The organism is Candidatus Nanosynbacter sp. TM7-057 (assembly GCF_022828295.1).
In the GTDB taxonomy this organism is placed as follows: Bacteria; Patescibacteriota; Saccharimonadia; order Saccharimonadales; family Saccharimonadaceae; genus Nanosynbacter.
Genome location: NZ_JAJQJT010000001.1, coordinates 248,249 through 273,900 on the forward strand (window position 1 = coordinate 248,249; position 25,652 = coordinate 273,900).

Annotated in this window: 23 protein-coding genes; 2 read left to right on the forward strand and 21 right to left on the reverse strand. The window is 43.8% G+C overall.

What is annotated here, in order from left to right:
* Window positions 1-9: 9 nt before the first annotated feature.
* From LRM45_RS01310 to LRM45_RS01335, 6 genes are read right to left on the reverse strand one after another with little or no spacing between them, the layout of a single operon-like run.
* Window positions 10-1,770 carry a GspE/PulE family protein gene (locus tag LRM45_RS01310; RefSeq protein ID WP_243826431.1) on the reverse strand — a complete coding sequence of 587 codons (1,761 nt, stop codon included), beginning with the start codon at window positions 1,768-1,770 and terminating at the stop codon, window positions 10-12.
* Window positions 1,771-1,783: 13 nt separating this feature from the next.
* Window positions 1,784-2,014, reverse strand: a complete 231-nt coding sequence (locus LRM45_RS01315) for a hypothetical protein (RefSeq protein ID WP_129636905.1) — start codon at window positions 2,012-2,014, stop codon at window positions 1,784-1,786.
* Complete coding sequence (locus LRM45_RS01320; protein WP_243826432.1) at window positions 2,011-2,679, reverse strand: hypothetical protein; 669 nt, start codon at window positions 2,677-2,679, stop codon at window positions 2,011-2,013. Before LRM45_RS01320 ends, LRM45_RS01315 begins: the two co-directional genes overlap by 4 nt.
* On the reverse strand, window positions 2,679-3,404 hold the full coding sequence (locus tag LRM45_RS01325; protein WP_243826433.1) for a PilN domain-containing protein: 726 nt from the start codon (window positions 3,402-3,404) through the stop codon (window positions 2,679-2,681). Before LRM45_RS01325 ends, LRM45_RS01320 begins: the two co-directional genes overlap by 1 nt.
* On the reverse strand, window positions 3,401-4,447 hold the full coding sequence (gene pilM / locus LRM45_RS01330; RefSeq protein ID WP_243818976.1) for a type IV pilus assembly protein PilM: 1,047 nt from the start codon (window positions 4,445-4,447) through the stop codon (window positions 3,401-3,403). The genes LRM45_RS01325 and pilM overlap by 4 nt, the downstream gene beginning before the upstream one ends.
* A gap of 44 nt (window positions 4,448-4,491) precedes the next feature.
* Entirely contained in the window at window positions 4,492-7,467 is a 2,976-nt protein-coding gene (locus tag LRM45_RS01335; protein ID WP_243826434.1) for a hypothetical protein, read from the reverse strand.
* A 44-nt stretch (window positions 7,468-7,511) separates the two neighbouring features.
* Here LRM45_RS01335 and ychF point away from each other — a divergent pair, with 44 nt between their 5' ends.
* The gene (gene ychF / locus LRM45_RS01340) at window positions 7,512-8,591 is read left to right on the forward strand and encodes a redox-regulated ATPase YchF (RefSeq protein ID WP_129637481.1); all 1,080 of its coding nucleotides are present in this window, start codon (window positions 7,512-7,514) and stop codon (window positions 8,589-8,591) included.
* Here ychF and LRM45_RS01345 read toward each other — a convergent pair.
* The 12 genes from LRM45_RS01345 to pnp all read right to left on the reverse strand — a co-directional run bounded on the left by LRM45_RS01345 (window position 8,581) and on the right by pnp (window position 22,025).
* Window positions 8,581-9,303: a TlyA family RNA methyltransferase gene (locus LRM45_RS01345; protein ID WP_243826435.1), complete on the reverse strand. Its 723-nt coding sequence runs from the start codon at window positions 9,301-9,303 to the stop codon at window positions 8,581-8,583. The two genes, ychF and LRM45_RS01345, sit on opposite strands and share 11 nt — an antisense overlap.
* A 9-nt stretch (window positions 9,304-9,312) precedes the next feature.
* Window positions 9,313-9,873 carry an elongation factor P gene (gene efp / locus LRM45_RS01350; protein WP_129632170.1) on the reverse strand — a complete coding sequence of 187 codons (561 nt, stop codon included), beginning with the start codon at window positions 9,871-9,873 and terminating at the stop codon, window positions 9,313-9,315.
* Window positions 9,874-9,946: 73 nt separating this feature from the next.
* Window positions 9,947-10,144 (reverse strand): 30S ribosomal protein S18, encoded by a 198-nt coding sequence (rpsR, locus tag LRM45_RS01355; protein ID WP_129634767.1) that lies wholly within the window; start codon window positions 10,142-10,144, stop codon window positions 9,947-9,949.
* 13 nt (window positions 10,145-10,157) lie between these two features.
* Window positions 10,158-10,580, reverse strand: a complete 423-nt coding sequence (locus tag LRM45_RS01360; RefSeq protein ID WP_129634765.1) for a single-stranded DNA-binding protein — start codon at window positions 10,578-10,580, stop codon at window positions 10,158-10,160.
* Between the two features lie 35 nt (window positions 10,581-10,615).
* Window positions 10,616-10,969, reverse strand: coding sequence for a 30S ribosomal protein S6 (gene rpsF / locus LRM45_RS01365; RefSeq protein WP_243826436.1), 354 nt, complete (start codon window positions 10,967-10,969; stop codon window positions 10,616-10,618).
* Between the two features lie 130 nt (window positions 10,970-11,099).
* Window positions 11,100-13,313, reverse strand: coding sequence for an FtsK/SpoIIIE family DNA translocase (locus tag LRM45_RS01370; protein WP_243826437.1), 2,214 nt, complete (start codon window positions 13,311-13,313; stop codon window positions 11,100-11,102).
* 106 nt (window positions 13,314-13,419) lie between these two features.
* Window positions 13,420-15,579 (reverse strand): ribonuclease J, encoded by a 2,160-nt coding sequence (locus LRM45_RS01375; RefSeq protein WP_243826438.1) that lies wholly within the window; start codon window positions 15,577-15,579, stop codon window positions 13,420-13,422.
* A gap of 142 nt (window positions 15,580-15,721) precedes the next feature.
* Window positions 15,722-17,809 (reverse strand): YhgE/Pip family protein, encoded by a 2,088-nt coding sequence (locus LRM45_RS01380; protein ID WP_243826439.1) that lies wholly within the window; start codon window positions 17,807-17,809, stop codon window positions 15,722-15,724.
* Window positions 17,802-18,236 (reverse strand): RrF2 family transcriptional regulator, encoded by a 435-nt coding sequence (locus LRM45_RS01385; protein WP_129632149.1) that lies wholly within the window; start codon window positions 18,234-18,236, stop codon window positions 17,802-17,804. Before LRM45_RS01385 ends, LRM45_RS01380 begins: the two co-directional genes overlap by 8 nt.
* A gap of 84 nt (window positions 18,237-18,320) precedes the next feature.
* Window positions 18,321-18,902, reverse strand: a complete 582-nt coding sequence (locus LRM45_RS01390) for a uracil-DNA glycosylase (RefSeq protein WP_243826440.1) — start codon at window positions 18,900-18,902, stop codon at window positions 18,321-18,323.
* A gap of 60 nt (window positions 18,903-18,962) precedes the next feature.
* On the reverse strand, window positions 18,963-19,868 hold the full coding sequence (locus LRM45_RS01395) for a hypothetical protein (protein WP_243826441.1): 906 nt from the start codon (window positions 19,866-19,868) through the stop codon (window positions 18,963-18,965).
* Window positions 19,869-19,907: 39 nt separating this feature from the next.
* Complete coding sequence (gene pnp / locus LRM45_RS01400; RefSeq protein WP_243826442.1) at window positions 19,908-22,025, reverse strand: polyribonucleotide nucleotidyltransferase; 2,118 nt, start codon at window positions 22,023-22,025, stop codon at window positions 19,908-19,910.
* Window positions 22,026-22,206: 181 nt separating this feature from the next.
* Here pnp and LRM45_RS01405 point away from each other — a divergent pair, with 181 nt between their 5' ends.
* A complete protein-coding gene (locus LRM45_RS01405) occupies window positions 22,207-22,815 on the forward strand; it encodes a sortase (RefSeq protein WP_243826443.1) in 609 nt (202 codons plus the stop codon).
* Between the two features lie 58 nt (window positions 22,816-22,873).
* On the opposite strand, the gene rpsO is transcribed toward LRM45_RS01405, so the two are convergent.
* From rpsO to LRM45_RS01420, 3 genes are read right to left on the reverse strand one after another with little or no spacing between them, the layout of a single operon-like run.
* On the reverse strand, window positions 22,874-23,140 hold the full coding sequence (gene rpsO, locus LRM45_RS01410) for a 30S ribosomal protein S15 (RefSeq protein ID WP_129632131.1): 267 nt from the start codon (window positions 23,138-23,140) through the stop codon (window positions 22,874-22,876).
* Between the two features lie 38 nt (window positions 23,141-23,178).
* Window positions 23,179-23,835: a tRNA pseudouridine(55) synthase TruB gene (gene truB, locus LRM45_RS01415; RefSeq protein WP_243826444.1), complete on the reverse strand. Its 657-nt coding sequence runs from the start codon at window positions 23,833-23,835 to the stop codon at window positions 23,179-23,181.
* Between the two features lie 3 nt (window positions 23,836-23,838).
* Window positions 23,839-25,533: a hypothetical protein gene (locus LRM45_RS01420; protein ID WP_243826445.1), complete on the reverse strand. Its 1,695-nt coding sequence runs from the start codon at window positions 25,531-25,533 to the stop codon at window positions 23,839-23,841.
* Window positions 25,534-25,652: the final 119 nt, after the last annotated feature.

A 25,652-nucleotide genomic window follows, 5' to 3' on the forward strand; every position in this document is an offset into this window, starting at 1 on the left:
TTCCTCCTTTTACGCGGTATCCGCCGCTACTCTATTAACTTCTTCTATTGTCGTTATTCCGTTCAACGCCTTCAGATAACCATCTTGACGCATCGTAATCATACCTTGCTGAATTGCCGTTCGCTGGATTTCCGCTGAAGTTGCGCGCTTAACAATCAAATTCTGAATCTCTTCAGTAATATCCATGACCTCATACAAACCAGCTCGTCCAGCATAACCGCGAGGAGTTTGCGGCGTATCTTTTCCTTTTGCCAAGGCAAACGACGCCTGCGTCGCTAGTGGCAAACTTTCATATCCCAAATCTTGCGCGTATTGAGCAACCTGCTCCCTTGTTTGCGGCAATAATCCACCAACCGCCTCGCGAATTGCCTGCGTTTCCAGTGGTGATGATTGATAAATATCTCGACGGCGCGCCACTCGCCTCACCAAACACTGACCAATAATTGTATTAACCGTGCTAGCTATAAGAAATGGCTCAATTCCCATATCTAACAGACGCGGCAAAACTCCAGCGGCGGAATTAGTGTGAAGCGTCGAGAAAACCAAGTGCCCCGTTAAAGCCGCCTGAATAGCCAAATTTGCTGTTTCATTATCGCGAATCTCACCAACCATCACAATGTCTGGGTCTTGACGCAAAATTGAGCGCAGCCCAGAAGCAAACGTCAAGCCAACTTCCGCGTTCACCTGAATCTGATTGACGCCATCCATCTTATACTCAACCGGATCTTCAAGCGTCACAATATTCACAGCGTCGTCTTTAATCTCTTTAATCAACGCGTACAAACTCGTTGACTTACCAGAACCAGTTGGACCCGACGTCAAAATCATTCCATTTGGTCGCTTAATTCCCTTACGGATCGTTCTTAATGCACGCCCAGCGTAGCCCATATCTTCCAAATTGAAAGAACTTCCACTCTTATCAAGCAGACGAATAACCACCTGCTCACCCCAAACGACAGGAGAGATAGCAATACGAAGGTCAACCTCTTTACCTGCGACGTTAACCGCAAATTGACCATCCTGAGGAATGCGATGCTCGTCAATCTTCAAATTGGAAAGAATCTTAATACGACTAACTAACGCCGGCTCAATGCTCTTTGGAAGCTGCATTATTTCACGCAAAACACCGTCAACGCGACAACGAATCTTCAAAGCCTTCTCTAATGGCTCAATATGCACGTCGGATGCGTGACTCTTTACTGCGTATTCCAAAATTGTCGACAACGCTCGCGATATCGGTGAATCTTGGACAATCGTTTTAATATTGCCAGCCTCCGACAAAGACTCTTCCTGTGAAGCCTGTGCAGCCACATTAACAGACGACAAGTCAGTCTTATATTGATCCAAGACGTGACGAACACTCTCTTCCGAAGCCATAAATACTTTTATCGGACGCTGGATGCGATTCGACAAATAGTCCACCGCTTGAACATTATTCGCGTCGATCATCGCTACTGCTAGTCGGTTCTGAACTTCGGCCAGCGGCACAGCCATAAATCTCTCAGCAACGTCGGACGGCAATAGAGATAAAATATCCTGGCTAATGACACTATTCGACAGATTGACATACGGCACGCCCGAAACTTGAGCCACACCATGAACTAATAGCTCATTGTCAAGCAACCCCTCTTCACTAAGCAAGCTAAATAACGGCTTGCCGCTCTCAGAAGCGCGCTTTAAGGCATCATCAATGACAGACTTCTCAATAAGCCCCTCGTTCACGAGCAGCTCGATCAACTTATCTTGGATGTCGTCCGTCAGTAAAGCCATTTACACCCCTTCTCTATTTGGCTGCATCTTGACCTACGAATATTTCAACAGTTGGATTTATCGCATTATTATTAAAAATCGCTGGGTTTGGTTTTTCTACGTCAGGCGATATTTCTCGAATAGTCTGTACTTTCGTGCCAGATTCTGGGACTTTTAAGAACGAGATGTTAGAGGCGACAATATAGCCGATTGCCACACCCACGCCCGCGATCAATATTACCATTGCTATGTCTGTTTTCTTCATGGCTTAACCACCTTATTCTCTAATTGTATTGTTTGTGCTGGCTCGTAATAAGCGACACCTCGAACCACCAAACTCAATCTATCCTCATTTCGCTGGATTTCCACGGTCTTTAGGTCAATGACTCGAATAGACGCCTCTAACTTAGTTAACAATTCTTTTAATTTTTCAGCCGGACCGCTCACTTCCATAGTAAATGATATGGCATTTTCAGACGTTGGCTCAGAGCTTTCACTATCAGATCCAGATTGAGCAACGGTCAGATTTTGAATAGTCACACCAGTAGTCGTGTCAATAAATTTATTCTTCAATGAAGCACCAAGAGCATCGGCGTTCGCATTATCCGGCAATGCATCCAGTATCGTCTGAAGAGCATTACTTTCGCTGCTTGATTTTATAGAGTTAAGAGCAGTGTTCGTGTCTAAAACTCGGATATTCTTCTTTAACTCGTCAATAGACGATAAATTCTTGTCTAAACGAGAAATTGTATTTTGCTTCTCCAGAAGAATCTTCGAATGAAATACAATTTGTTGCACCAAAAATATGCTCACAACAAGCGCAATTCCCGCCAAAAATGCCGCAGAAGCCACAAAAATAAACATAGTCTTTTTCGATGAGTCAATCTGTTGCCGCTTGCGTATTGCAACTTCTTTATTATCGGTCGCCATTATTTCTTCTCCTGTTTTTTCGAGTTACTCTTAAACAAGCTATCCGGAATTCCCTGACGTGAATCTGTCACATCAACCTTACCAGTCGGCGTCAATACGGAAACTGTGCCATTATTTGCAGGCGCTAGTAATTCTTCTGCGTATTCAAACGAGAACGAGAATTGCAACACTTTTTTACCTTCTGAGTTCTCACCAAAACTAGTATCGCCATCTTTTATCTCCTTAGTCAGACTAACCTCGGAACTTTTATCACCGTCAGTAGTCTGGACCTTCGTATTCAAGATGGTTTTCTTTAAGGTCTCTAACGCACTATAGCCATTAACCGCGCTACCCTCCAGAGTAATAGTTTTTGACCCAGGATTGACTTTTATATCCGAAAAACTAACATTATTTGGTGCAACCGGATTAACCGCCGTTACAACATCAAAAATCCTTGAATTAATCTTCTTTCCAGAATGTTGCTCATTGATCTTTGTCAATTGATGTTGAATCGTTACAACCTTATTGAGATCTTCGACCGCCATCAATTTATCGTTCCTATCTTGAATAACTCCGTTCTGTACCGCCTCGGCTGCAATTTGGCTGCCCAAAATCAACGCAAAAACAACTACTGCCGCAATCGAAGCACCGCCTACCAAGAACGATATCGAAATAACCCGATTGCGCATAACCCGAGTCTTCAATAGCTCGCGTTTAACGTTTGGGAGAAGATTTATCTCAATCATGACATATTACTCCTTTGTGCCAGACCTACGGCAATAGCGAATTCTGAAGCAATCGGCGCCAATTGCTGTTGATCCGACTGAGAAACTTGAACACGCTGCCACGGATCTGCGGCAATTGACTGGACTCCAGTTTTATTCATCACATATCCATCAAGTTGCGGGATAGCTGAACCAAACCCTGATAACAAAATTCCAGAAACCGCTACGCTTGGATATCGAGTTTGGAAAAACTTTATAGATTTCACTAGCTCTGAAGAAAAATTGTCGAGAGTTGAATCAATAGCCCTTAACACTTGACCATCCAATTTATCCGGCGCCAAACCAAATTTCAAAATAAATTGACGAGCTTGATCTTCCTGGACGCTAAGATTCTGAACCGCCGATCGAACCAAAGACGAAAGCCCAGTTGGAATCATACGAATAAGCCGCGGCGCCCCGTTGTAGACAACCGCCAAATCCGTTGAATTTTCGCCCATATTGATAATCAAACGCGCATCCTGAGAATCGGTAGCCGATAAAGAGCGAACCATAGCAATAGCGTTTGGCTCTTCGGCAATCACATTGAAGCCAAGATTTTCAACTAATTCCAGACGTTCTTCCGCATAAGACTTCGCTGTACTTGTCAGCAAAATCTCATACTGATTCTGAGCGTGCAAGCTATCACCCAATAAAGCCCAGTCAACTTCTGCCTCATCCAAAGACATTGGGATATATTGGTCAATTTGATATTTCATCATCGCCTTTAGTTCTTGCTCAGGAACTTTCGGCACGTCAATAATAGTAGAAAACGTCTTATTTGACGGCAAACCAACAGCCACATTAGACGTCTTAATTCCGGCTTGACCAACAGCGGTCATAATAGCCTCACCCAAACGTCGCTTAGACTCTGGAGAATCGCCGCTCGTTATTTTAGAATCAACTGGCGTATAACCGTAATGCGACAAACTCCATCCCGCGCCAGTACGAGACAATTGAACCACCCGCACCGCATTCGTATCGATGTCTAGTCCGAAGAATTCGCCCAACCCTTTTGCTAATTTCATAACTAATAACAATTATATACATTAGCGTTTTAATTTGCAAACTTTTAATATCTTGGCGGCAATTCGCGAACATTCATCGTACTAATCGCGCCAGTGTTTCGATAATTATTGTAAGCCCAAATATAAGTGTCAGCCCTCAAATTGATGATTTCTGCTGGAGTTCCAGGATGCATGTTCGGATCATTCTTTGCAGATGAAGCATGTTTTCCGCCGTACGTTCGTCGCAAGAATAAGTGTCCAGTTTTAATTGGCCCGTTAACCTTCAGCTGTTTACCGCAAGAAGATTCAGAAACTCCACTCAGCCAATCTCCATCGCTAATTACCACACCACAAGTACTAACATATCCGTCTTTCTGAGTAATCAACCAAGCATTCACTTCCCCAACCGAAGACTCTATAATAATATTCTTCGCATAGATAATTAGTTGTGGCAATTGGCGCACATCATTCGTGTCTGTGTATAGCAAATCACCCGAAATCCTAACTACACCCGAGGACTTTATGACTATACTCTTGCCTACGCTTAATTTTGACCCCGTTAAGGTTACGTTTCCAGCGCTATATTCACCCGAAGCTAGACTATTCACATCTACATTGCCAGAGATATTACCTCTCGCCCCGCGAACTGACGGTAAAGTAAAATTATCTGGAACTGAACTGGTACTGCTGAAATTACCAAACTTTGGAATATTGGCGAAAGTTAGCTTATTATAGTCACGCGGCGTCACTCCTGAGCGACCATTAAACGACGATGACAATCCAGCCCCCGAAGCCGAATCCGCCTTGCCGTTAGCAATAATTCCATATTCACCCCAAGAGCCGTACACATTCTGATTTGTATAAGCCATCTTATAGGCTAATGATATATCCTCGATCAGTAGCCCCATATGCGATGGGTTAGATTTTACATAAATATCGATGAAGTTGTTATTCTCGTATAAAACAGTGCCCGGCTGTGTCTCAGCAGTAAACCGGGAATTTACAACATAACCAGGAAAACCCCAACCGGAATACTGGGTTCCCTCAGGTCTTGCGCCGTTTTCATTACCCAACACCTTCATTTCATGACCATTAATTTTCACTCGAACATAGTTATCTACGGCTCCACTAAAACCAATCTCCAGCTTTTTAGCATCTTTTAGCTCTCCTAAATTAATACCTTTTAACCTAAAGACATACGTATTCGAGCACGAGATAACTTCTGTTATAGGGCGAGTATCATCCCGACAGTTTAGATTCGCTGGATCTGGTTTACTATTAGAATGCGTATGCCGGCCAAAACTATTTATACTAATCCACTTTGCAGAGTCAGATGTTCTCCAAACGCCCCTCTTGCAATAATCAGGATTATAGACGAGAGATGCGTCACCGACTATATCGTGATACATAGAATCGGGTGTACATGTAATATAACCATCTCTCAATACATCGCCTCCACTAGGATTGCGCCACTGTGTCGTTACGACCGTTCTGGCTTGATAGTCGTCTTTTAGGTTGGTCGCGTCACCATGACAGCTCGGAAGATAATCTGGCTGTCCAGTAGACTTCTTATATGCTCTCTGGTTTCCATTGCCGCCATACTGATCCTCAGCACATACTATAGACCAGTGCAGATCGGCGTCGTTGCCCCCCTTAAAGCCGTATTCACCAGGGCTAAAATGAACATTACCTCCAATTTTATTACCATCTTTGTCTAAACCTGTACCCCACAACCCCTTTGCTCGTATAGAGGTCTTATCTAACTCAATTCGACTAAGATTCTCATCAGGAACATTCACATTATTTGATGTCTTGCTAGTAATAACTTCTTTATCAGTCTTAATATCACCGCCCCAAACCTGGACCTTTGGTCTTTTTGACGACCTGATACACTTAACCGCGTATTTAAAATCCGTCGAAGGTGCCGAACCGTTGTAATTACTGACCATAACCACATAACATAGACTGTCGTTAGCGCTTAGTTTAACTCTATCCAGATTATCTATCTGATTTGTAGCCACTGGAGTCTGACCAGTGTTTAATTGATTGCCGGTGTTTTGAACAATTTTTCCACACGCGCCACTATCAATATTCAAGCTATCTTTATATTGTCCTTTAATCAGTCGCACAATTGCGCACGGCCAATCATTATCGACAGTACCCCCAGGCAACGAAACCACATCGCTCTTGCCGGTAAGTCCCGATACTTCAGCCCCTCTGACAACAAACCGCGCAAGTGCATACGAAGAATTTTGAGTTTTTGACGTGCCCTTATTATTCAACCCAGCATTTATTCCCTCAATTTTCGTGACATTTTCTGCGTCAATGTAATCCGAGTTAACACTGACCGAAGGCTCTACATCATAATCATATGGAACCTCTACGCACGCATACTGCGAATAGCCCCATCCCGAAACTGGCAAAGAATTGCGCTTGCTCCAATAAATTCGCTGACAGATACGCTTGCCCATATCCTCTCTTTTAATGACTCGTGTATACATGAATTTATTTTTTCCAAGCTCGCCATGAAGATCCTCAAGCCGAGATTTACCGTTTAATGCCTCCATAGAGGTAGTGTGATAATCCACTCCCGCTGGATTATTCATTCGCTTCCAAGCATAATCCTTCCAATCTGTCATAACGTTAAACCATCGAGGATCTTCATTATGCCAAGCCCCCCTGTCGTTCAGACTGACATCATTATCCATCGGCTGATTTGAGCTTAAATCGAACACATCTTGCTGTACGCCAGTCACGACATTGTCAGTAGGCCCGCCGCTGACAAAAAGACTATGCCACCAATCAACCGTATCTCCGGGCTTCACATTCTTTAATCTTCCTGGAGCAACCATCCAATTAGACCCAAAGTTAGTGGTATCTGATTTATTAAATTGCTTAGTAACCCAAGATTTACCAGTTATCGTCCAATTTGGCGAGCTTGGCGCCGCATATGTATAGATAAAAAAAGCCGTTACCGAAATAGCCAAAGCCACTACTATTGCCAGCATGCCCACCTTAGGCAATGAGTATTTTCTTCTCATGCTTATAATTATATCAAAGATTCCGCAGATGATATAATAAATATATGAGTTTATCTATTGGAATCGTTGGTTTACCAAATGTTGGCAAGTCGACACTTTTTAACGCTTTAACAAATAATGATATTTTGGCAGCTAATTATCCGTTTGCGACAATTGAGCCGAACACAGGAATTGTTCCCGTGCCAGATAATCGCCTGCAAATTTTAGCCGATCTTTATCACGCGCAAAAAATTATTCCAGCCACCGTCACTTTCGTCGATATCGCGGGGCTAGTTGCTGGCGCGTCTAAGGGTGAAGGTTTGGGTAATAAGTTTCTTCACAACATCAGAGAGTGCGACGCAATTATTCATGTTGTTCGTGCATTTGAGAATTCAAAGATTCTGCGCCATGATGAAGCGCCAATTGACCCTAAGAAAGACATTGAGGTTATAAATACTGAGCTTATTCTGGCTGATTTGCAAACTCTTGAAAAACGCCTGCCCCAGCTTCAAAAAGAAGCCAAAGCAAACCCAAAAGCTCGCCAAAAAGTTGAATACCTGCAGTCTTTAATCGACAATTTACAAAAAGGCGTACCAATTTCCGCCCTGTCAGATGTGGATTTTGAGGCAATTTCCGACCTACATTTACTCACCGCCAAGCCAGTAATTTATGCGTTTAATGTCGACGAGGAAGGATTGAACAATTCCGATCTACAGAGTCAATTGACCGAACTCGTAAGTCCTGCAAAAACCGTCTTTGTCTGTGCAAAACTGGAAGAAGAATTGAAGGGCTTATCTGAAAATGACGCCAAAGAGCTATTAGAAAGCTACGGCGTCAAGGAAACTGGACTCGCCAAACTTATTCACGCAGCCTACGATACGCTCGGATTACAAAGCTACTTAACTGCGGGCGAAAAAGAAGTCCGCGCTTGGACAATTCACAAAGGCTGGACTGCACCGCAAGCTGCGGGCGTTATTCACTCGGATTTTGAACGCGGATTTATTGCCGCACAGATTGTTGATTTTAACGATTTAGTCGCAGCGGGATCGGAAGTTAAGGCTCGTGAAAACGGTAAAATTCGCACCGAAGGAAAAACTTACGTTATGCAACCGAATGACGTTGTTGAGTTTAGGTTTAACGTTTAGCTAATTTCAATTTATAAAATCGCTCAAGATTGCCCTTACTGCCAGCCACTTCACTATCTTTTTTATCTAAGATAACAAAATACTTTTTCGCCCAATCTTCAAAATCGGATAAAATCTGTCGACGAACTTTATCGTTTTTAATAATACCCTTATTAACCTGATGTCGCCCCGCCTCAAATTGAGGCTTCACCATAGCAACCAATATTGTATTTGTATTCATCAAATTTTCTGCCACGTGCGGCAAAATTTCCCTCAGAGATATAAACGACACATCTCCCACAATAATGTCAATTGCTTCATCTGCATAAAAATCACGAATATCAGTTTTTTCATAAAGAGCAATTTTTGGATTCGGTCTCAAACTTGGATGAAGTTGATCCGTTCCAACATCAACAGCAAAGACCTTTTTGGCGCCATGACGCAGCGAATAGTCAGTAAATCCGCCCGTACTCGAGCCGATATCCAGAACAGTTTTATCCTGAAAATTAAGATGAAAATATTCTGCCACGCTTGCTAGCTTTAAGCCAGCCCGCGAAACATAAGTTTCCTTTTTCTCAAGCTTTATCTCGTCCGAATCAGACACCATAGTTCCTGATTTCTGGACAATTTTCTTATTCAAAAAAACATAGCCCAGGCGAATAAAATTATCCGCCTGAGACCTTGTTGTCGCCAAACCACGCTCGACCAGAGCTTTATCTAATCGCTGTTTCATTAAATATGACTATTTCTTTCGCTCGCGATATTCACCAGTGGATGTGTCAACGCTAATAATATCGCCCTGCTTGATAAACGCTGGAACTTTGACAACTAGCCCTGTCTCCAAAGTAGCGTCTTTTAGTACAGATGAAGTCGTATCACCCTTAACCACATCTTCCGTATAGGTAACTTCCAGATATTTGTTCTTTGGTAGTTCAACGTTGATCACTCGACCGTCGAAGAATTGAAGGCTTAATTCATCGCCTTCTTTCAGGTATTTACTAGCGTCGTCCACGATTTCCGCAGCCAGCTCAAATTGCTCAAAGCTAGTCGGATCCATGAAATAGAACTTGTCGCCGTCGTTATACAAATATTGCGCAGTTTTATTATTTACTTCCGCCGCTTCGATTCGCTCCTGACCCTTGAAAGTCTTTGGAATAACACTTCCGTCAATTAGGTTTTTCAATTTCACGTTAACAATCGAACCACCACGACCCATAACTTTTTGGCCGTATTCTACGACGCGATATGGCTTGCCGTCAATTTGACAAACTACGCCTTTCTTTAAATCAGTTGGCTGATACATATTTTCTCCTTTCCAATAAAATATCTCGCTGCCAAATATATCATAGCAACGAGATATTGCACATTAAACGTTCCTAGTTGCTGCTGACAAATGGTAACAAAGCCAAGTGGCGAGCACGCTTAATTGCTACTGCCAAGCTTCGCTGTTGCTTTTCGCTCAAACCAGTCTTGCTGATTGGCTCGATTTGACCGTAAACATTGATGTAACGTTGCAAAGTTTTTACATCTTTATAGTCAAAAATAATCGGTGGATTTTTCTTCAATTGTGCCATTTTAATCTCCTTATTAGAATGGAATTTCGCTTAGGTCAATTGGCTTATCGTCAATTTCCGTTACGACTTCCTCTTTTTTAGTAGTCTTTGGTGCTGCAGAACCTGAATTGTCGCCGCTTGGACCGTCTAAGAACGTTACATCTGAAGCAGTGACTTCAATTCGACTCTGTCTTTTACCGGTATCCTTATCTTCCCAGCTATCCTGTCGCAGTCGTCCTTGGATCAAGACCCGACGACCTTTGCTTAGATATTGCATTACCAAATCACCAAGTTTATCCCAGGCTGTGATATTGAAAAAGTCAGCCTGATCGTCTTGAGATTGTCGATCAACAGCAATGCTGAAACTAACTACGTTCTTGCCAGAAGCAGTTGTTCGCTGTTCTGGATCGCGTGTCAATCTACCCAACAAAATCACTTGATTGATACTTCGTGCCATATTCTATCCCCTCTTTTACCTTACGGCAGTTAGGCTTATTTACTTGATTCGCTTGAATCAGATTCTTCGTTGCGTGCTTTTTGCTCGCTTAATGCTTGACGAGTTTTTTCATCAGTTTTTACCAATAGGTAGCGCAATACTTCGTCAGTAATATTAAGCGTATTTGAAATCTTCAACAAAGCTGGTGCTGGCAATTTAACCTCAAAGCAAACGTAAACTGCAAAGTCTTCACGCTTGATTGTGTAGGCCAATTTTTTCTTGCCCCAGTTTTCTTCTTTGGTAATTTCACCACCGTTAGCAGTGATTAAACCACGTACCTTATCCAACGCTGAATCTAGATTAGCCTCTAAATCCGGGTGAATAAGAACAGTTAGCTCGTATTCGTTCATGTTTCCTCCTCTGGAATCCATTTACGGATGCTTATGCTGTCTCACACAAGCTTAGGTTAATATTCAATCACTATTATATCACTAAACAGCTAATATTGCCAATCTTACCACTGATAAATCGTAGCAATTGCTATTCCGCCAGCAATTCATCAAGTTCTTCTGGACTAGAAATCAAAACATCACGTGGCTTAGAACCATTCTGCGGACCAATGATTCCCCGCTCTTCCATCTCTTCAATAATTCGCGCTGCTCGTTGATAACCAATTCCCAGGCGCGTTTGCAGCATACTTGTTGAGGCCTTGCGTCGTTCGACCACCACACGAACCGCGTCCTTAAACTTATCGTCGCCACCTTCAGATAAGTCCATCACGACGCCACCCTTGCCATCCAGTTGAACTGGCTGAGCCACCACTTCGTCGTTGTACTGCGGAGCCATCTGCATACGCAAATGATCGGCAATTTTATTCACCTCATCATCAGTCACCCAGGCGCCCTGAATACGTTTTGGTTTGCTCATACTCGTTACGTAAAATAGCATATCTCCTTGACCCAATAATTTCTCAGCGCCAGATTGGTCTAGAATTGTTATACTGTCAACCTGGCTAGCCACCGTAAAGGCAATTCGCGCCGGCACGTTTGCCTTAATCAAACCGGTAATCACGTTCACACTAGGACGCTGCGTTGCCAATACCAAGTGAATACCAACCGCTCGCGATTTCTGCGCCAATCGAACAATTAACGTCTCAACATCCTTTTTAGCCATCATCATAAGGTCAGACATCTCGTCCACCACAATCACAATATATGGCATCGATCCATCTTCATGCTCCTGAACATTGCCATTTTCATCAGCAATCGCAATCTTCTTAGCGCGCGACTGCAGTCTCTTGTTGTATTCCTTAATATTACGGATTTTCTCGCCTGCCAACAACTTGTAGCGGCGCTCCATCTCATTCACCGCCCACTTCAAAGCTGAAATGGTCTTCTCTGGTTCATTAATAACTGGCGTAAGAAGATGTGGAATATCGGCGTACGGCGCCATTTCAACTTGCTTCGGGTCAACCAAAATCAACTTCATATCACTCGGACTATTGCGATATAGCAAGCTACACAGCAAAGTATTAATCATCACAGACTTACCAGAACCCGTTTGTCCAGCAATCAACAAATGAGGCATCTTCCCCAGTTCACCCACAACAACTTGACCAGATATATCTTTACCAATTCCAAAACTCAAAGGATCACGAGTAGCAGCCCACTGTTTTGATGACAACGTACTTCGTAGTCGCACCTCGGCAGCCTTACGATTAGGCACCTCAATACCAACCGCTCGCTGACCAGGAATTGGCGCCTCAATCCTTAAACTTTGTGCCGCCAAATTAAGCGCAATGTTAGTTTCCAGCGCCGTAATTCGCGTCAATTTAACCCCACTTGGTGGTCTTAGAGTGTATTGCGTGACTTTTGGACCAACATTAATGTCGCCCATCGCCGCCTCAATATTAAATTCAGCCAGCGTATCGTGAATTATTTGGGCGTTCTGGCGCGTATCTCCAGCATCAGCACCGCTTTCGTTCTTCTCTAATAGATCCAAGCTTGGCGCTTCCCAATTCGGATCACGAGTTGCCACCAAAGCCTGTTCTTCATTGACCTTTTCCGGCTTATCTACTTTCTTCAATAGACTCTTTTTCTCTTTGGCTGTATCAATTATTGGCACACCAGCGTTCAGCTTAATTTCTCCCAGGTCAGTCTTTTTCTCTTCTTCTGCTGTCTGAGCAATTGACGCCTTCTTCATAATAGAACGATTATCATCGTCCTCCTTGGTATTGCTCTTAATCATCTCCCAAAGTTTACTGAAAACCGTAAACGGTGACGTCTGAGTAATAAATAGAACTGTTATAAACGCCAAAACCAGATAAATAATCACAGCAATTGCCGAATCTACCATTTTCAAGGTTGCCGTATTCAATATATCGCCCACAAATCCACCAGAATTCGGATGCGAAGACGTCTTCATTAGCCCAAACAATCCAGAAAACCACACAATTTCCAGAATTGCCGCAAATTTCACCACTGCGGGTAATTGATTCTCTTCCGCTCGGAAAGTCTCAACCGCCAAATAAATCAGCAATATCGGCAAGGCGTACGCTGTATAGCCAATAGTTTTTACAGTCGCCATATCAATCCACTGTAAAACCGGACCACCGACGCCAAACCACGACACGACGAGTAGTAGCGACAAAAGAATAAGCATCACCGCGCCAACTTGCGACCAAAAACCCGCCGGCAAACTATGTTGAGGCTTGGCCGGTGTAGATTTTTTCGTGCTCTTTCGTTTTTTTGCCATAATCATTTTTATTATACACTGATTTTACACTTATTAACAGATATAAAAATCAATTTAATGTGCTTAGTATTATAGCATAATTAACTAGTAAAATCAATCTAGAACCCTAGTACGGGCGTACGTTCTGTCGCTCTCTGGCTTTTGTGTCATTTGCTTCAGTATCTGGCACTTGGCGCTGCGGGAAACGACGACGCGGCGCAGTTGGAAGAGTCATTTTTGACTCGCCCGAGGTGGGTCTCTTACCGCGCGCTGGCGATTTTGAAACAGAATGAGCTGGCGTAGCTTCCGACTTTACAGACTTCAAGCCACCAACTTCGTTTATCACCGGAATAACAATTGGTGTTCGGCGAGTCTGATCGTACAATATATGCGTAATCTCATCTTTAATTTCTTTTTTGATCACGTCCAAATCATATTTGCCAGAAAAACTACGCGCCGCTTTTTGCTTCAAGTATTGACGAATCATATTCATCAATTCTTCAGAGTCGCGCAAGTAAATAAATCCGCGAGAAATAATGTCTGGACTAGTCAATAATCGTCCCGTGCCACGCTGTACGGTCAGCACCACAACAAACATTCCCTCTTGCGACATGTGAATGCGATCTTTCAATACAACCTCAGAAACAATTGCACCAGTATCATCATACATCACTCCACCAACGTGAATTCGCCCAGCCTTCTTTGCTTGCCTTTCGATATCAATTTCAATAATATCTCCAGCATCACACACAAAAATATTCTTGCGAGGAATTCCACATTCCTTTTCCGCCAATCTAGCATTATGTACCAACATATGGAATTCACCGTGAATTGGCATGTAATAAGTTGGGTTAAGCGCATTGATCAATTTGACATGATCGTCATAATAGCCGTGACCCGACAAGTGCAACGGACCGACACCTGTTAAGTGAGTCTTTCCGTTTTGAATAACATCAGAGCCCTCACGCATCAGACCGTCAACCGTTCGCACCACGCTTTTTTCATTGCCAGGAATTGGATTTGAACTAAACACTACAACATCCGAGCCCTTAATCTTCATATATTTATGAGCGCCCGTCGCCATGCGATTTAAGACGGCGTTAAATTCGCCCTGCGAGCCAGTACAAACTACAGCAATTTGATTATCTGGCAATTTAACAATATCTTCCATCTTCATGATGGTGTCTTTAGGAATCTTAATCGTCCCCGAACGCAACGCCACTTCCAGGTTTTGAATCATCGAAAATCCAGCAAACGCCACCTTACGTCCGTGCTTATGCGCCTCTTCCAAAATTAATTGCAAGCGATGCACCTGCGATGAGAAACAACTTAAAATTACTCGACTATTACTAAACTTGTCCATCACCTGACCGATGGAATACTGAATATCAAACTCCGTGTGCGTGTGCGTACCAGCCGACTCACAGTTAGTCGACTCGTTCATAAACATCAAAATGCCTTCTTTTGAAGCAACTTCAGTTAGTCGCTCAAGGTCAAACTTCTGACCGTCAACCGGACTTTCCTCAAATCGCCAGTCACCAGAATCGACAATCACGCCCATTGGAGTTCGAATAATCACCGCCGTAGAATCAGGAATTGAGTGGTTAACTCGCACCAGTTCGATTGAAAAATGCTTAGAAACTTGAACAATTTCGTGACTCAGCGGATCCATCACTCGATAATCCGGCTTGAAATCCACTTCTGAATCGTCCATCGTTCGATCAAGCATGCCAATCGTAAACTTAGAGCCATAAACTGGCGCTGGAATACGATGAATGAAGTGACGGAACGAACCAATGTGGTCAAGATGTCCGTGCGTAAATACATGCGCCTTAATCTTATGCTTATTCTCTTCCAGCCAAGTAATATCTGGCGTGATGTAATTGATGCCTGGATAATCACTGCCCGGGAACAGGAAACCCATATCTACGATGATAATCTCATCATCATATTCGATGGCGTTCATATTCTTACCAATTCCCATTTCGCCCACACCACCAATTGGAATAATCCGAAGCTTCGGCTGACCGCCGCGAACAGGTTTTGGTTGCATTTTGGCGCTAAATTGCTCACCGCCATATCCGTTATAAACCGACTTATTTACAGGAATATCAATCAAGTGCTGTGAAGCCCTGAGATTAACATTCTCACTTGTTCGTCGCTGAGCTCTAAAAACCTCACCCTTGCGAGTAGTTGTACTATTCAAAACTGCATTGTTACTTTTCTTTGACTGCGGACGCTTGTTGGCGTCGTCTTTTTGCGGTGTTGCTAGTCGCCGCTGACCCATATTGTTATACTCCTTTTTTATTACAATATAATTCAAAAACCAGGTATAGAGGTGAACTGATGTAAATTCCTCTAGTTAGTACTCTTATATTAGCAAACCGCTCATTTTTTGTCAAAGAACAATGTTTTATAACAGAGGTTAATTAATCATCGCCATCCACCGACGTGTGTGCGAATTTACGCTTGCCGCGATAAGCAAAGAAGCCGATTGTCAATAAATTAGCCACCAACAAGAATCCAACCAAAACCCACATACTGCCGCCGTAAAATGTGTTATCTAGCCCGCCCGAAATAGCCTGGCGCAATGCGCGAATCGAGTAAGTCATCGGCACTAGCGGATTAATTGCTTGGAAAAATCCATTGGCGGTTTGAATTGGGAATGTTCCTTCGCTGGAGCCCAATTGAAGCACCAAAAGAACCATCGCCAGGAACCGCCCTGGATTGTCCAAAACAATCACCAAAAGCGACACAATCGACATATACGCAAACGACGTCAGATAAATTGCCCCGATGAAATGCGCTGGATGTTCTGGAGTTAGCCCTAAGAAAAACACCATCACCAACATCAAAATCGTTGCTTGCATAAAGGCCGCCACACCAGCCACCGAAGCTTTAGATAGCCACCAACGAATCGCACTTTCCTGTTCGGAAAAAGTTTTGCGAATCGGATAAATAACGTTCAGGACAATTGCCCCAACAAACAAACTTAGCGACAAAACATACGGCGACAAAGCGTAGCCATAGTTCGGAACATTGCCCTTTTCGGTCATTTCCGACTTCACTGGATTCGCAATTTGCTGCTGAGTCGTAGCGCCAGTTGGTTGAATTTTTACGCGATTAGAAGCGTCCGCCAATTTATTCGCCAGCGCATCCGCGCCGTTTGCCAGTTGCGAAGTTCCATCAATTAACGCGCTCGAGCGACTTTCTAATAAACTCGCGCCATTCGCCAATTTTTGACTGCCCGATTTTGCTTCGCTTAAGCCGTTTGTTAAGCTTGCCGAGCCCACCAATAATTGATTGTTCGCAAATCGCACGCTGTTATAGCCGTTAAATGCGGTGATTGCGTTTGGTGCCAATTGATTGACGCCGTTATTCAATGTAGAAACTCCAGCCTGAAGTTGCGTTTGTTGCGCTGATAGTTGCTGTTTTAGCGCTTGAAGATCTTCACGTAGCGTCCCCATCTGTGCGATAATCGTCTGAGTTTTCGTGAATGCTCGAGAAATATTGCTAATTTGCGGCAAACTTATCGTCGTCGTAGAATTGCCACCAGGAGCGGCTGCTTGCGCACCCAAAGTCCGCAAAGTATCGCCCGCCGCCGACAAGTCGGACTCCGAAGCTCGCATTGTTTGCGCCAAAGTTTGCGCGGTCGTTTCTACCTTGTTTTGCTGAGCCACGAGCGCTGGCGATGGATTACTCACGCTGGCGTTTAATTGATTTATGCCCGATTGCAATTTTTTCATGCCGTCAGATAATTGTGACAATTGAGATTCGGTCGGCAAATTGTTCGACAATTGCCCCAATCCCGCCTGCAATTTACGGGAACCGTCACTGAGTTGCGCCAGTCCGCCAGTCAAGGATTGCTGGTTTACTGCTAGTTGCTTAACGCCGCCAACGTATGTTTGTGTGCCAGATTGCAATCGCCCTAATCCGTCGTGCAAAGTTGACGCGCCGTTAGCTGCCGTATCCAGTCCTATGCCAAGCTTGTCCAAATTCTCCAAAATTCCCTTAGCGTACGCCTGGGTGATTTGTTCAGACACCGAAGATTTAACCTTTGCGGCAGCTTGATTACTGACTAGCGAACCGATATAGTTTTTCGCTGGCGTGGTTGTAAAATTAATAACCGCTTGCTGAGGTTCAGATTCGGTAATTGACGCCACTTTCTGCGAAAAATCGGACGGAATAGTTACCACTGCATAAAAATGCCCGCTATTCACGCCTTCGTCTGCTTGTTGTTTACTGACAAACTCCCAACCCAAATCGTGATTATCTTTCAATTTTTTCTCGATAGATTCGCCTACATTCAGCGATTTGCCATTTAAGCTGGCGCCCTTATCTTCATTCACAAACGCCACCGGCAAGTTTTTTGTTTGTCCATACGGATCCCAAATTGAGCCTAGGAAAAATCCACTATATAAAATCGGGATAAACGAAATCACAGCCATGGATATTAGCAATATTTTATTACTAAACAAATGCTTCCACTCGGCTCGTAACATCTTATTTTTAATCATGTGCAACCTCCTTTGCGACATCTTCCAGCGTCACAGTTTTCAAATATTCACTCCACTTTTCCTGTGCTTCAGAAAAAACTTTTTCTATCATATTCATGCCAATTTCCACCTGGCGAGGACGCGATTGAAAAACCCTCTCAACAATTCCCTGAGGTTGGAAAAATGGCGACTCTCCCTCAATTGCAAGGACAACATCATGCAACGTAACTTCGTTCATTTTTCTCGCTAAAATAAATCCGCCGCCAGTTCCCTGCGTTGAAGTGATTAGCTTTGCTATTACCAATTTCCGACTAATTTTCTTCAAGTACGTCGGCGAAACCAGCATCTTTTCCGCCAGCGCATCATTAGTTACCGGCGTCGTCCTTTTCGGATCCGCCAGAATTGCCATAATGCAGCACGCCTGTTCAACAGCTCCCGATAATCTCATACAAATCCTTTCTCGACTTAGATATAATAGATATCGACTATCCACTATACTACGCCTGGGAAACTTTTGCAAACAATCGCCTAATTAAGCGCCGCTATTATTCTTCACAAACTCCACAGCCTGAATAAAATCGTCAATTAAAGTCTGACGCATACCGCCGTTATAAAGCGCAGCGGCTGGATGATATAACGGAATCACCACGAATTCTAACTCATGCAGACGCACTTTACGTGGACGACCGTGTTCTTTACTGATCTGCAATCCCGGAATAAACCCACCGCCACTGTGCCGCCCTAAGGTCAAAATGGCCTTTGGCTGGATAATTTCTAATTGCCTGAGTAAATATGGCCAAAATTGGCGCTTTTCCTCTGGCAATGGGTCGCGATTATTCGGTGGACGATACTTAACAATATTAGTAATATATACATCTGACCGCTGTAAATTGGCAGACTTTAGCATCTCATCAAGGAATTTTCCCGCAGCGCCAACGAACGGCTTACCCTGCAAATCTTCATTCTTCCCCGGCGCCTCGCCAATAAAAACGATATCAGCATCAGGATTTCCGTCGCCCATAACAAGCTGCGTCGCCTGATCCGCCAAATCCGAGCAAACCTTCTCTTTTACAATTTCTTCCGCCAACGCATCCAATTTAGCCTGCTTATCCATATATTTATTCTATCAAAAAACGCCCCGCAAGAAACGAGGCGCTTCTGATCTTTAGTAAAACTATTTATTTACCTTGTCTGCCAATACAGTTCCTAGGTCATTTAATTCATCGCGAATTTCACCCTCTTCTGCTAGCTTCTGTATTCCCGATGTCCATTCATTAATAGGCTTCTGAATCGCGGTAAGACTGTCGTAAAATTCACTCATATAGTTGGAATTATACTTTTTATAGTCAGTCTTCATCTCCGCAACCTTCGGCAGCATCTTTTCGATTTTTTCTAGCTTGGCAGTAAAATCTCTAATAAACTTTTTATTAGTTTCATTCTTAGCGTCAACATTCTTAAGATTCTGTCGAGCCTTCTTAATTGTGCTTTCTACGCTAGAAAAGTTAGAGCTATTTCTGCCGTCAGAAAATTCAATTATCACTGGCATAATCTTCTCGTATACTTCTCCAAAAGCATCTACGGCTGTATTGAACTTTTCTAGTTTGCTCTTCAGAGCCTCATACTTTTCGCGAACCTCTTTGTCGCCAGTGACGGCCTTCATTTTACCTATCTCGGTCAATCTGTCGTTAATTTCGCTCTTTGTTTTAGCGAGCTTATCACGATTGGATTTCAATGAAGTTTCAGTTTCTGAAGTGGAGATGTACGAAAGCGACGAAGCCGCCTTATTGTATATCTCAATTGTCTCGTTTAACTTTTCTCCAGCAGCTTTATAATCCGCCTTGCTTGGACCGCCTAGCAACAAGACAGCTAGGACTACGCCAACGATAATTACGACTAGCCCAATTATTCCGCCGATAATTCCCCATAAAGCACCTTTGCTCATTTTCTTTTTTGGTGGCATCTGGTATGGGGTTCCCACGACTGGCTGTTGTGGGAATTGCTGTTGTGGCTGAGGCTGCTGAACCTGCTGGAATTGCGGCTGAGGCGGTGTTTGAGGTTTGTTGTTATTACTATTGTCCATAAATTTCCCTCCTAAAATTACGCTTTCGCTATTATATATTTACAAACCAATCATCGTCAAATTGATCTTACCGCGCTCGTCAATTCCAGTGATTTTCACGCGAACAGTTTGACCTTCTTTCACGACATCAGTCACTTTTTCAACTCGACGTTCCGCCAATTTCGAAATATGAACCATTCCGTCAACACCAGGAAGTATATTCACAAACGCACCAAAATCTTTAATACTGACAACTTTACCTTCGTAAATCTTGCCGACTTCTGGCTCCTCAACCAGACTCTTAATCCAGTTCATAGCCTTTTCAATCGACGCACCGTCTGGGCTAGCCACGGTAATCAAACCATCTTCCTTAATATCAATCTCAGCGCCAGTCTCCGAAGTAATCTTATTGATCGTCTCGCCGCCCTTACCAATAATCACGCCAATCTTATCTGGGTCAATCTTAATCTTCTCAATTCGTGGCGCATACGGACTAAGCGACTCACGAGGCCCTGGAAGCACACTAAGCATATGCTCCAAAATATGTGCGCGACCTGCTTTACTCTGCTCAATCGCTTGACGCAATACCGCCACCGGCAAACCATGAACCTTCATATCCATTTGAAGAGCTGTAATACCCTTTGAAGTTCCAGTTACCTTAAAGTCCATATCGCCAGCAAAGTCCTCAGCATCAGCGATATCGCTCAACACATACGGAGTATCGCCGTCCATCATTAAGCCCATCGCAATTCCACTCACTGGAGCTGAAATTGGCACACCAGCGTCCATTAATGCCAAACAACTAGAACAAGTCGCCGCCATCGAAGTCGAGCCATTCTGGCTCATAATTTCTGTCACCGAGCGAATAGCGTATGGAAAATCTTCTTCCGTTGGCAAAACTGGAAGCAAAGCACGTTCCGCCAAGTATCCGTGACCGATCTCACGTCGACCTGGACTACCCATTCGCTTGACCTCGCCAACCGTATAGCCCGGCGCATTGTAATGATGCATATAACGTCGCTCACCGTCGGTAATTTCCATAGTGTCAATCAATTGCGAATAACTAAGCGGCGCCAAAGTCACAATATTCATTCCCTGAGTCACGCCACGCGTAAACAAGCTGGAACCGTGAGCGCGCGGCAAGAATCCAACTTCCGAACTGAGCGGACGAATCTCTGTCAATTGTCGACCGTCAGGACGAATTCGTTCGGTAACAATTCCCCGACGAACATCTTTATGCAAAGCCAAAGTAAACGCTTCGTCGTAATCGCCACGAACTTCGCTATATTCTTCCTCGTCCAGTCCCAATTTTTCCGCCATAGCCTCATGGAACTCGGAACGAATTTCGCTAATCATCTCATTGCGCTCTGGATATGGACGACGTATTTTCTCACCAAATTTCCCATCAGCCCACGCGTTAACCGTTTGCTGAATTGATTCGTCTGGCAAAATTAAATCGTATTCCTGCTGCGCTGGCGCAACTTTTTCCGCCAATTCACGTTGTAAGGCAATTGCTGGTTGTATCATCTGGTGAGCCCACGCCATCGCATCAACAATAACGTCCTCCGAAACTTCTTTGGCGCCAGCCTCGACCATTGTTATACCACTTTCAATACCAGCCACAACCAAATCAAGATCCGACTTTTCGCGCTCTTCCGGAGTCAAAAACGCCTTAAATTCGCCATTCACTCGACCCACGCGCAAACCAGCCACTGGACCGTCAAACGGCGTACCGGTTAACATTAACGCGCTAGACGCAGCGATCATCGCAATTACATCTGGACGGAAACTCGGATCCATGCTCAAAACAGTCGCGACAACTTGGATTTCCTGACGATAACCCTTCGGGAAAAGCGGACGAATCGGACGATCAATCAATCGACCAATCAACACAGCTTCATCGCTCGGGCGACCTTCACGCTTAATAAATCGGCTGCCAGAAATCTTGCCCGCTGCATAAAATTTTTCTTCATAATCAATCGACAATGGAAAATAATCCAATTGCACTGGACGCGGACTAACCTGAGCGCTACCCAAAACTACAGTGTCGCCATAGCGCACCAAAACGCTACCAGTCGTCCTAAAACCGACGCGATTCACCTCTAAAGTCAGCGGCCGACCACAAAAATCAGTGGTAACACTAAAAATCTCCTTGCCGCTTGGATTGATAATACTCATAAAGAGCTCCTTTCTTGCGGTAGTAACAGGGATGAAATTACTTGGCAATTTAGTCGTCTCATCTCTATCACTTCCGCGTTACAAATTGCTCCTTATATTATACTAAAACCTCAGCCCAAACGCCAGCCGCGAGCGCGCTTAGCATGACCTTATTAACAGACGAGTGTGCTATAATTTATTCATGTCACTTCAGCTAGATTCAGTAAAAAATCGCCAAAAAAGTTGGAAAAGCTATATCTTAACTATAATCGCAATCTTAATGATTCTTGGCGGAGTTTATTTGCTTGCTCTCATCAGCACACCCCTTATTTTGTCGCAAAACATCGATCCAAAAGACAACCACACCACTCAGCTCATCACTAAAACTGAGAATAAAATTACCGAAAATCGACTTTATATACCGAAAATCGACATAAATTTGCCTTATAGCACTGGCGGCGCCGAGACAATGGAACATGGTGCGTGGTGGCGTAAACCAGAAAACGGCAACCCAAAAGATGGCGGCAATTTTGTCTTATCTGCGCACCGTTTTATTATGGGATTAACTCCTCAGCAGACGCTCAGAAAATCACCTTTTTATAATATCAATAAATTGACTGTCGGCGATGAAATTATCATTGACTATAACGGCGTGCGTTACAATTACGTCATCAGCGAAAAACAAAGCGTTAAACCAGATGCCGTAGAAATCGAACAACGCACAGATCAGCCGCAATTAACTCTTTACTCCTGCACTTTGGGCGGCGCAAACGACGGACGAGATGTGATTATCGCCAAATTGAAAAAATAGCCAGAACAACAAAAATCCCCTTTTCGTCAAAGGGGATTTAAGCAGTTTTTAACGTAAATTATTTACGCAAACCTAATTTGGCAACAACTGCTTTGTAAGACTCAAAATCAGTTCGCTCCAAATATTTCAGCAAACGCTTGCGCTTACCAACCATTTGGATCAAGCCGCGACGAGCCATGAAGTCGTGCTTATTCGCCTTCAAATGCTCTGTGACTTCTTTGATACGAGCCGTCAAAACTGACACCTGAGCCTGTGGGCTACCGACGTCGTTTTTATTGACCTGAGTCAAAGCAATTGCTTTCGCTTTATTCTCTTTGCTAATCATAGCTCTGTAATTATACCAAGCTTCTCTGTTTTTTGCAATTAGCTAGTAATTCCGAAGTCCGCCAGAGTCTTCGCCTGATCAATAGAATAGTCAGCAATTTTCGTACGACGCAGATTTTCACAATACGCGCCCGTCCCTAATTTCTCGCCAATATCCACCGCTAACGTTCGAATATAAGTTCCGCTTGAAACGTGAGTTCTGATCTTTAATTTGGGATATTCGTATGCCAATAACTCCAATGAGTAAATTTCTATCACACGCTTAGGAATCTCAACTTGTTTACCTTCACGCGCCAATTTATACGCTCTTTCACCGTTAATTTTTATTGCGCTAAAAATCGGCGGCGTCTGCTCAATTTTTCCCACAAATTGACTAACCACCCGCTGAACTTCTTCCAAACTCGGCTCATAATCAGACACATCAGTAATTTCGCCTTCCGGATCACCCGTCGAACTATTCTTGCCCAGAATAATTTCCGCCTCGTACCACTTATCTAACTTAGTGAAAGTTTCAGCTTCGCGGCATTTCTTTCCAGTCACAATAATCATTAGTCCAGTAGCAAACGGATCAAGCGTACCTGTGTGACCAACCTTCACCTTCTTTCCCGCCCGATTAGATAAAACTCGTCGCAAGCGCGCTACCACCCCAAAGCTAGTCATTCCCTGAGGTTTGTCTATGAGAATCACTTCGTCCATCAACTATTGTCCTGGGATGTGGAATTGCGCTGGATTGAAGTCTGCGTTTTGAGCTGGCTGAGTTGGCATCGCGGTGATCGGCGCAGGTGCTGGAGCTTGCGGAGCGGCTACTGGCTCAGGAGCCACTCCTAGCGGTGCAATCTGCGGCAATCCATTTACATCAACACCTGTAGGCGCTGGCGGCATTGGTGGCAAAGCGCCGAAATCTGGCATTGCTGGTGGCATTGGCAAGTCAAAGCCCGGAATGTTATTCTCAGGATTTGTTATTGCTGGCTCAATTGGCGCAATCGGCTGACTCGGAGCTGGCGCTACTGGATTATTCAATTGATTTGTGTCGTTGGTAATTGCCGAAATAATCGATTCTTCAGATTGCGGCGCAACAGGTATCGTCGATAATTTTTGCTCAGCGGCGTTAGTTGTAGCAAACGGATCAATCTTTGGAGGTTCATCAGACGTGCCCATAGCCGCATTTAGCGGAGTATTGCCAAACGACGGCGTATTATCACCCACATATTTACCGTGCGTTAAGATAGTTTTATTTTGATCGCTAGCCAATTCCCTAATCTTATCCTCGGCAGCCTGTGTAGTCGTTGCGTTCAGAGTGCCACCCATCAGTGGAGTTTCCTCAAAAGAAAGCTCGCCCTTTGAAACTATTTTTTCACTCGGCTTTTCTTCCTCGACTTGTGGCTCCTCCTTTATTGGCTCAATTTTAGCCAATTTCTCTTCGGCAATCCTAGCAGACTCTTCTTGCTTTTCCTTTGCTGTTTGTTCGGCTACTTCATCAACATCACCCTTCTTTTCATGGCTAATCGACAAAGTTCCGTCCGCGTGTACAGTTCCCTCATCTTTCTCCGCTTCTTCAGTCTTATCCTCTGAAGCTTCCTCTTTTTCTAGAGATTTTTCTTCGATCTTTTCAATCTTCTGCGGCTTGTCCTCTACTTCGCCCTCTGCAATCTTTGAAACCACCAATTGCTGATTTGCGCCAGCCGCCATAAGTTCTGCGGCCGTGGTCATAACCTTTGATGATGTATTTCCATTACTAAACCTATCAGTTACCGCCACAATTCCCGTAAGCAAAGCCGTCGCCATCTGCTCGTCCAGAGTTACCTTTGGCGTTTTCAGATCATCAAGCAATTCCACAACCATTTCACTCACGCCACTCGCGTTAGATTCGTGCCAATCAACAGAGCCCAGACCACTCTTTACATCGCCCGCTGTTATAGCCACAACCGTAGCATCGTGCAGAATCTTACCGTGAGCCGTTAAGGCCGTATCAATACTTTCACTATTTTCAACATTTAGCGCCAAAACTAGCTCAACGTTATAATCACCCTGTGAAAATTCCAAGTCTTTATCGGTAATTGTCGTACGATATGGCGTAATAAAAATCTTCACCGCGTCATCAACAACTTTATAGCGTAAATGATCAGCCTTCTCTTTGTCTAAAGCAATAATAAAATCACGTAAAGAATCTGCGGTCTGCTCAAACGTCTTATCAGGATTCAAGAACGTAATTGCTGGCGGAATGTCACCACTAAACACAGCCGTAGCGTGCTTCCCTAGTTTATTGAGGAAAATCGTCAATCCTAATGCTGCCGACAATTCGTCGACTGACGGGCTAGAACTCACCGTCACTAAAATATTAGTTACATCCTTGATACTCTGGATTACTTTTTGCTTTGCTGATCCGTTTGACATGATTTTTCCTATGTTTGTTTTGTAATTACGCTTGGCATCACTATACCATAAGCAGTACCATAAAGTCAATATCTAAGCCGCCTCTTTACAATTTATGCTATTTTCTGTATAATTCTTCC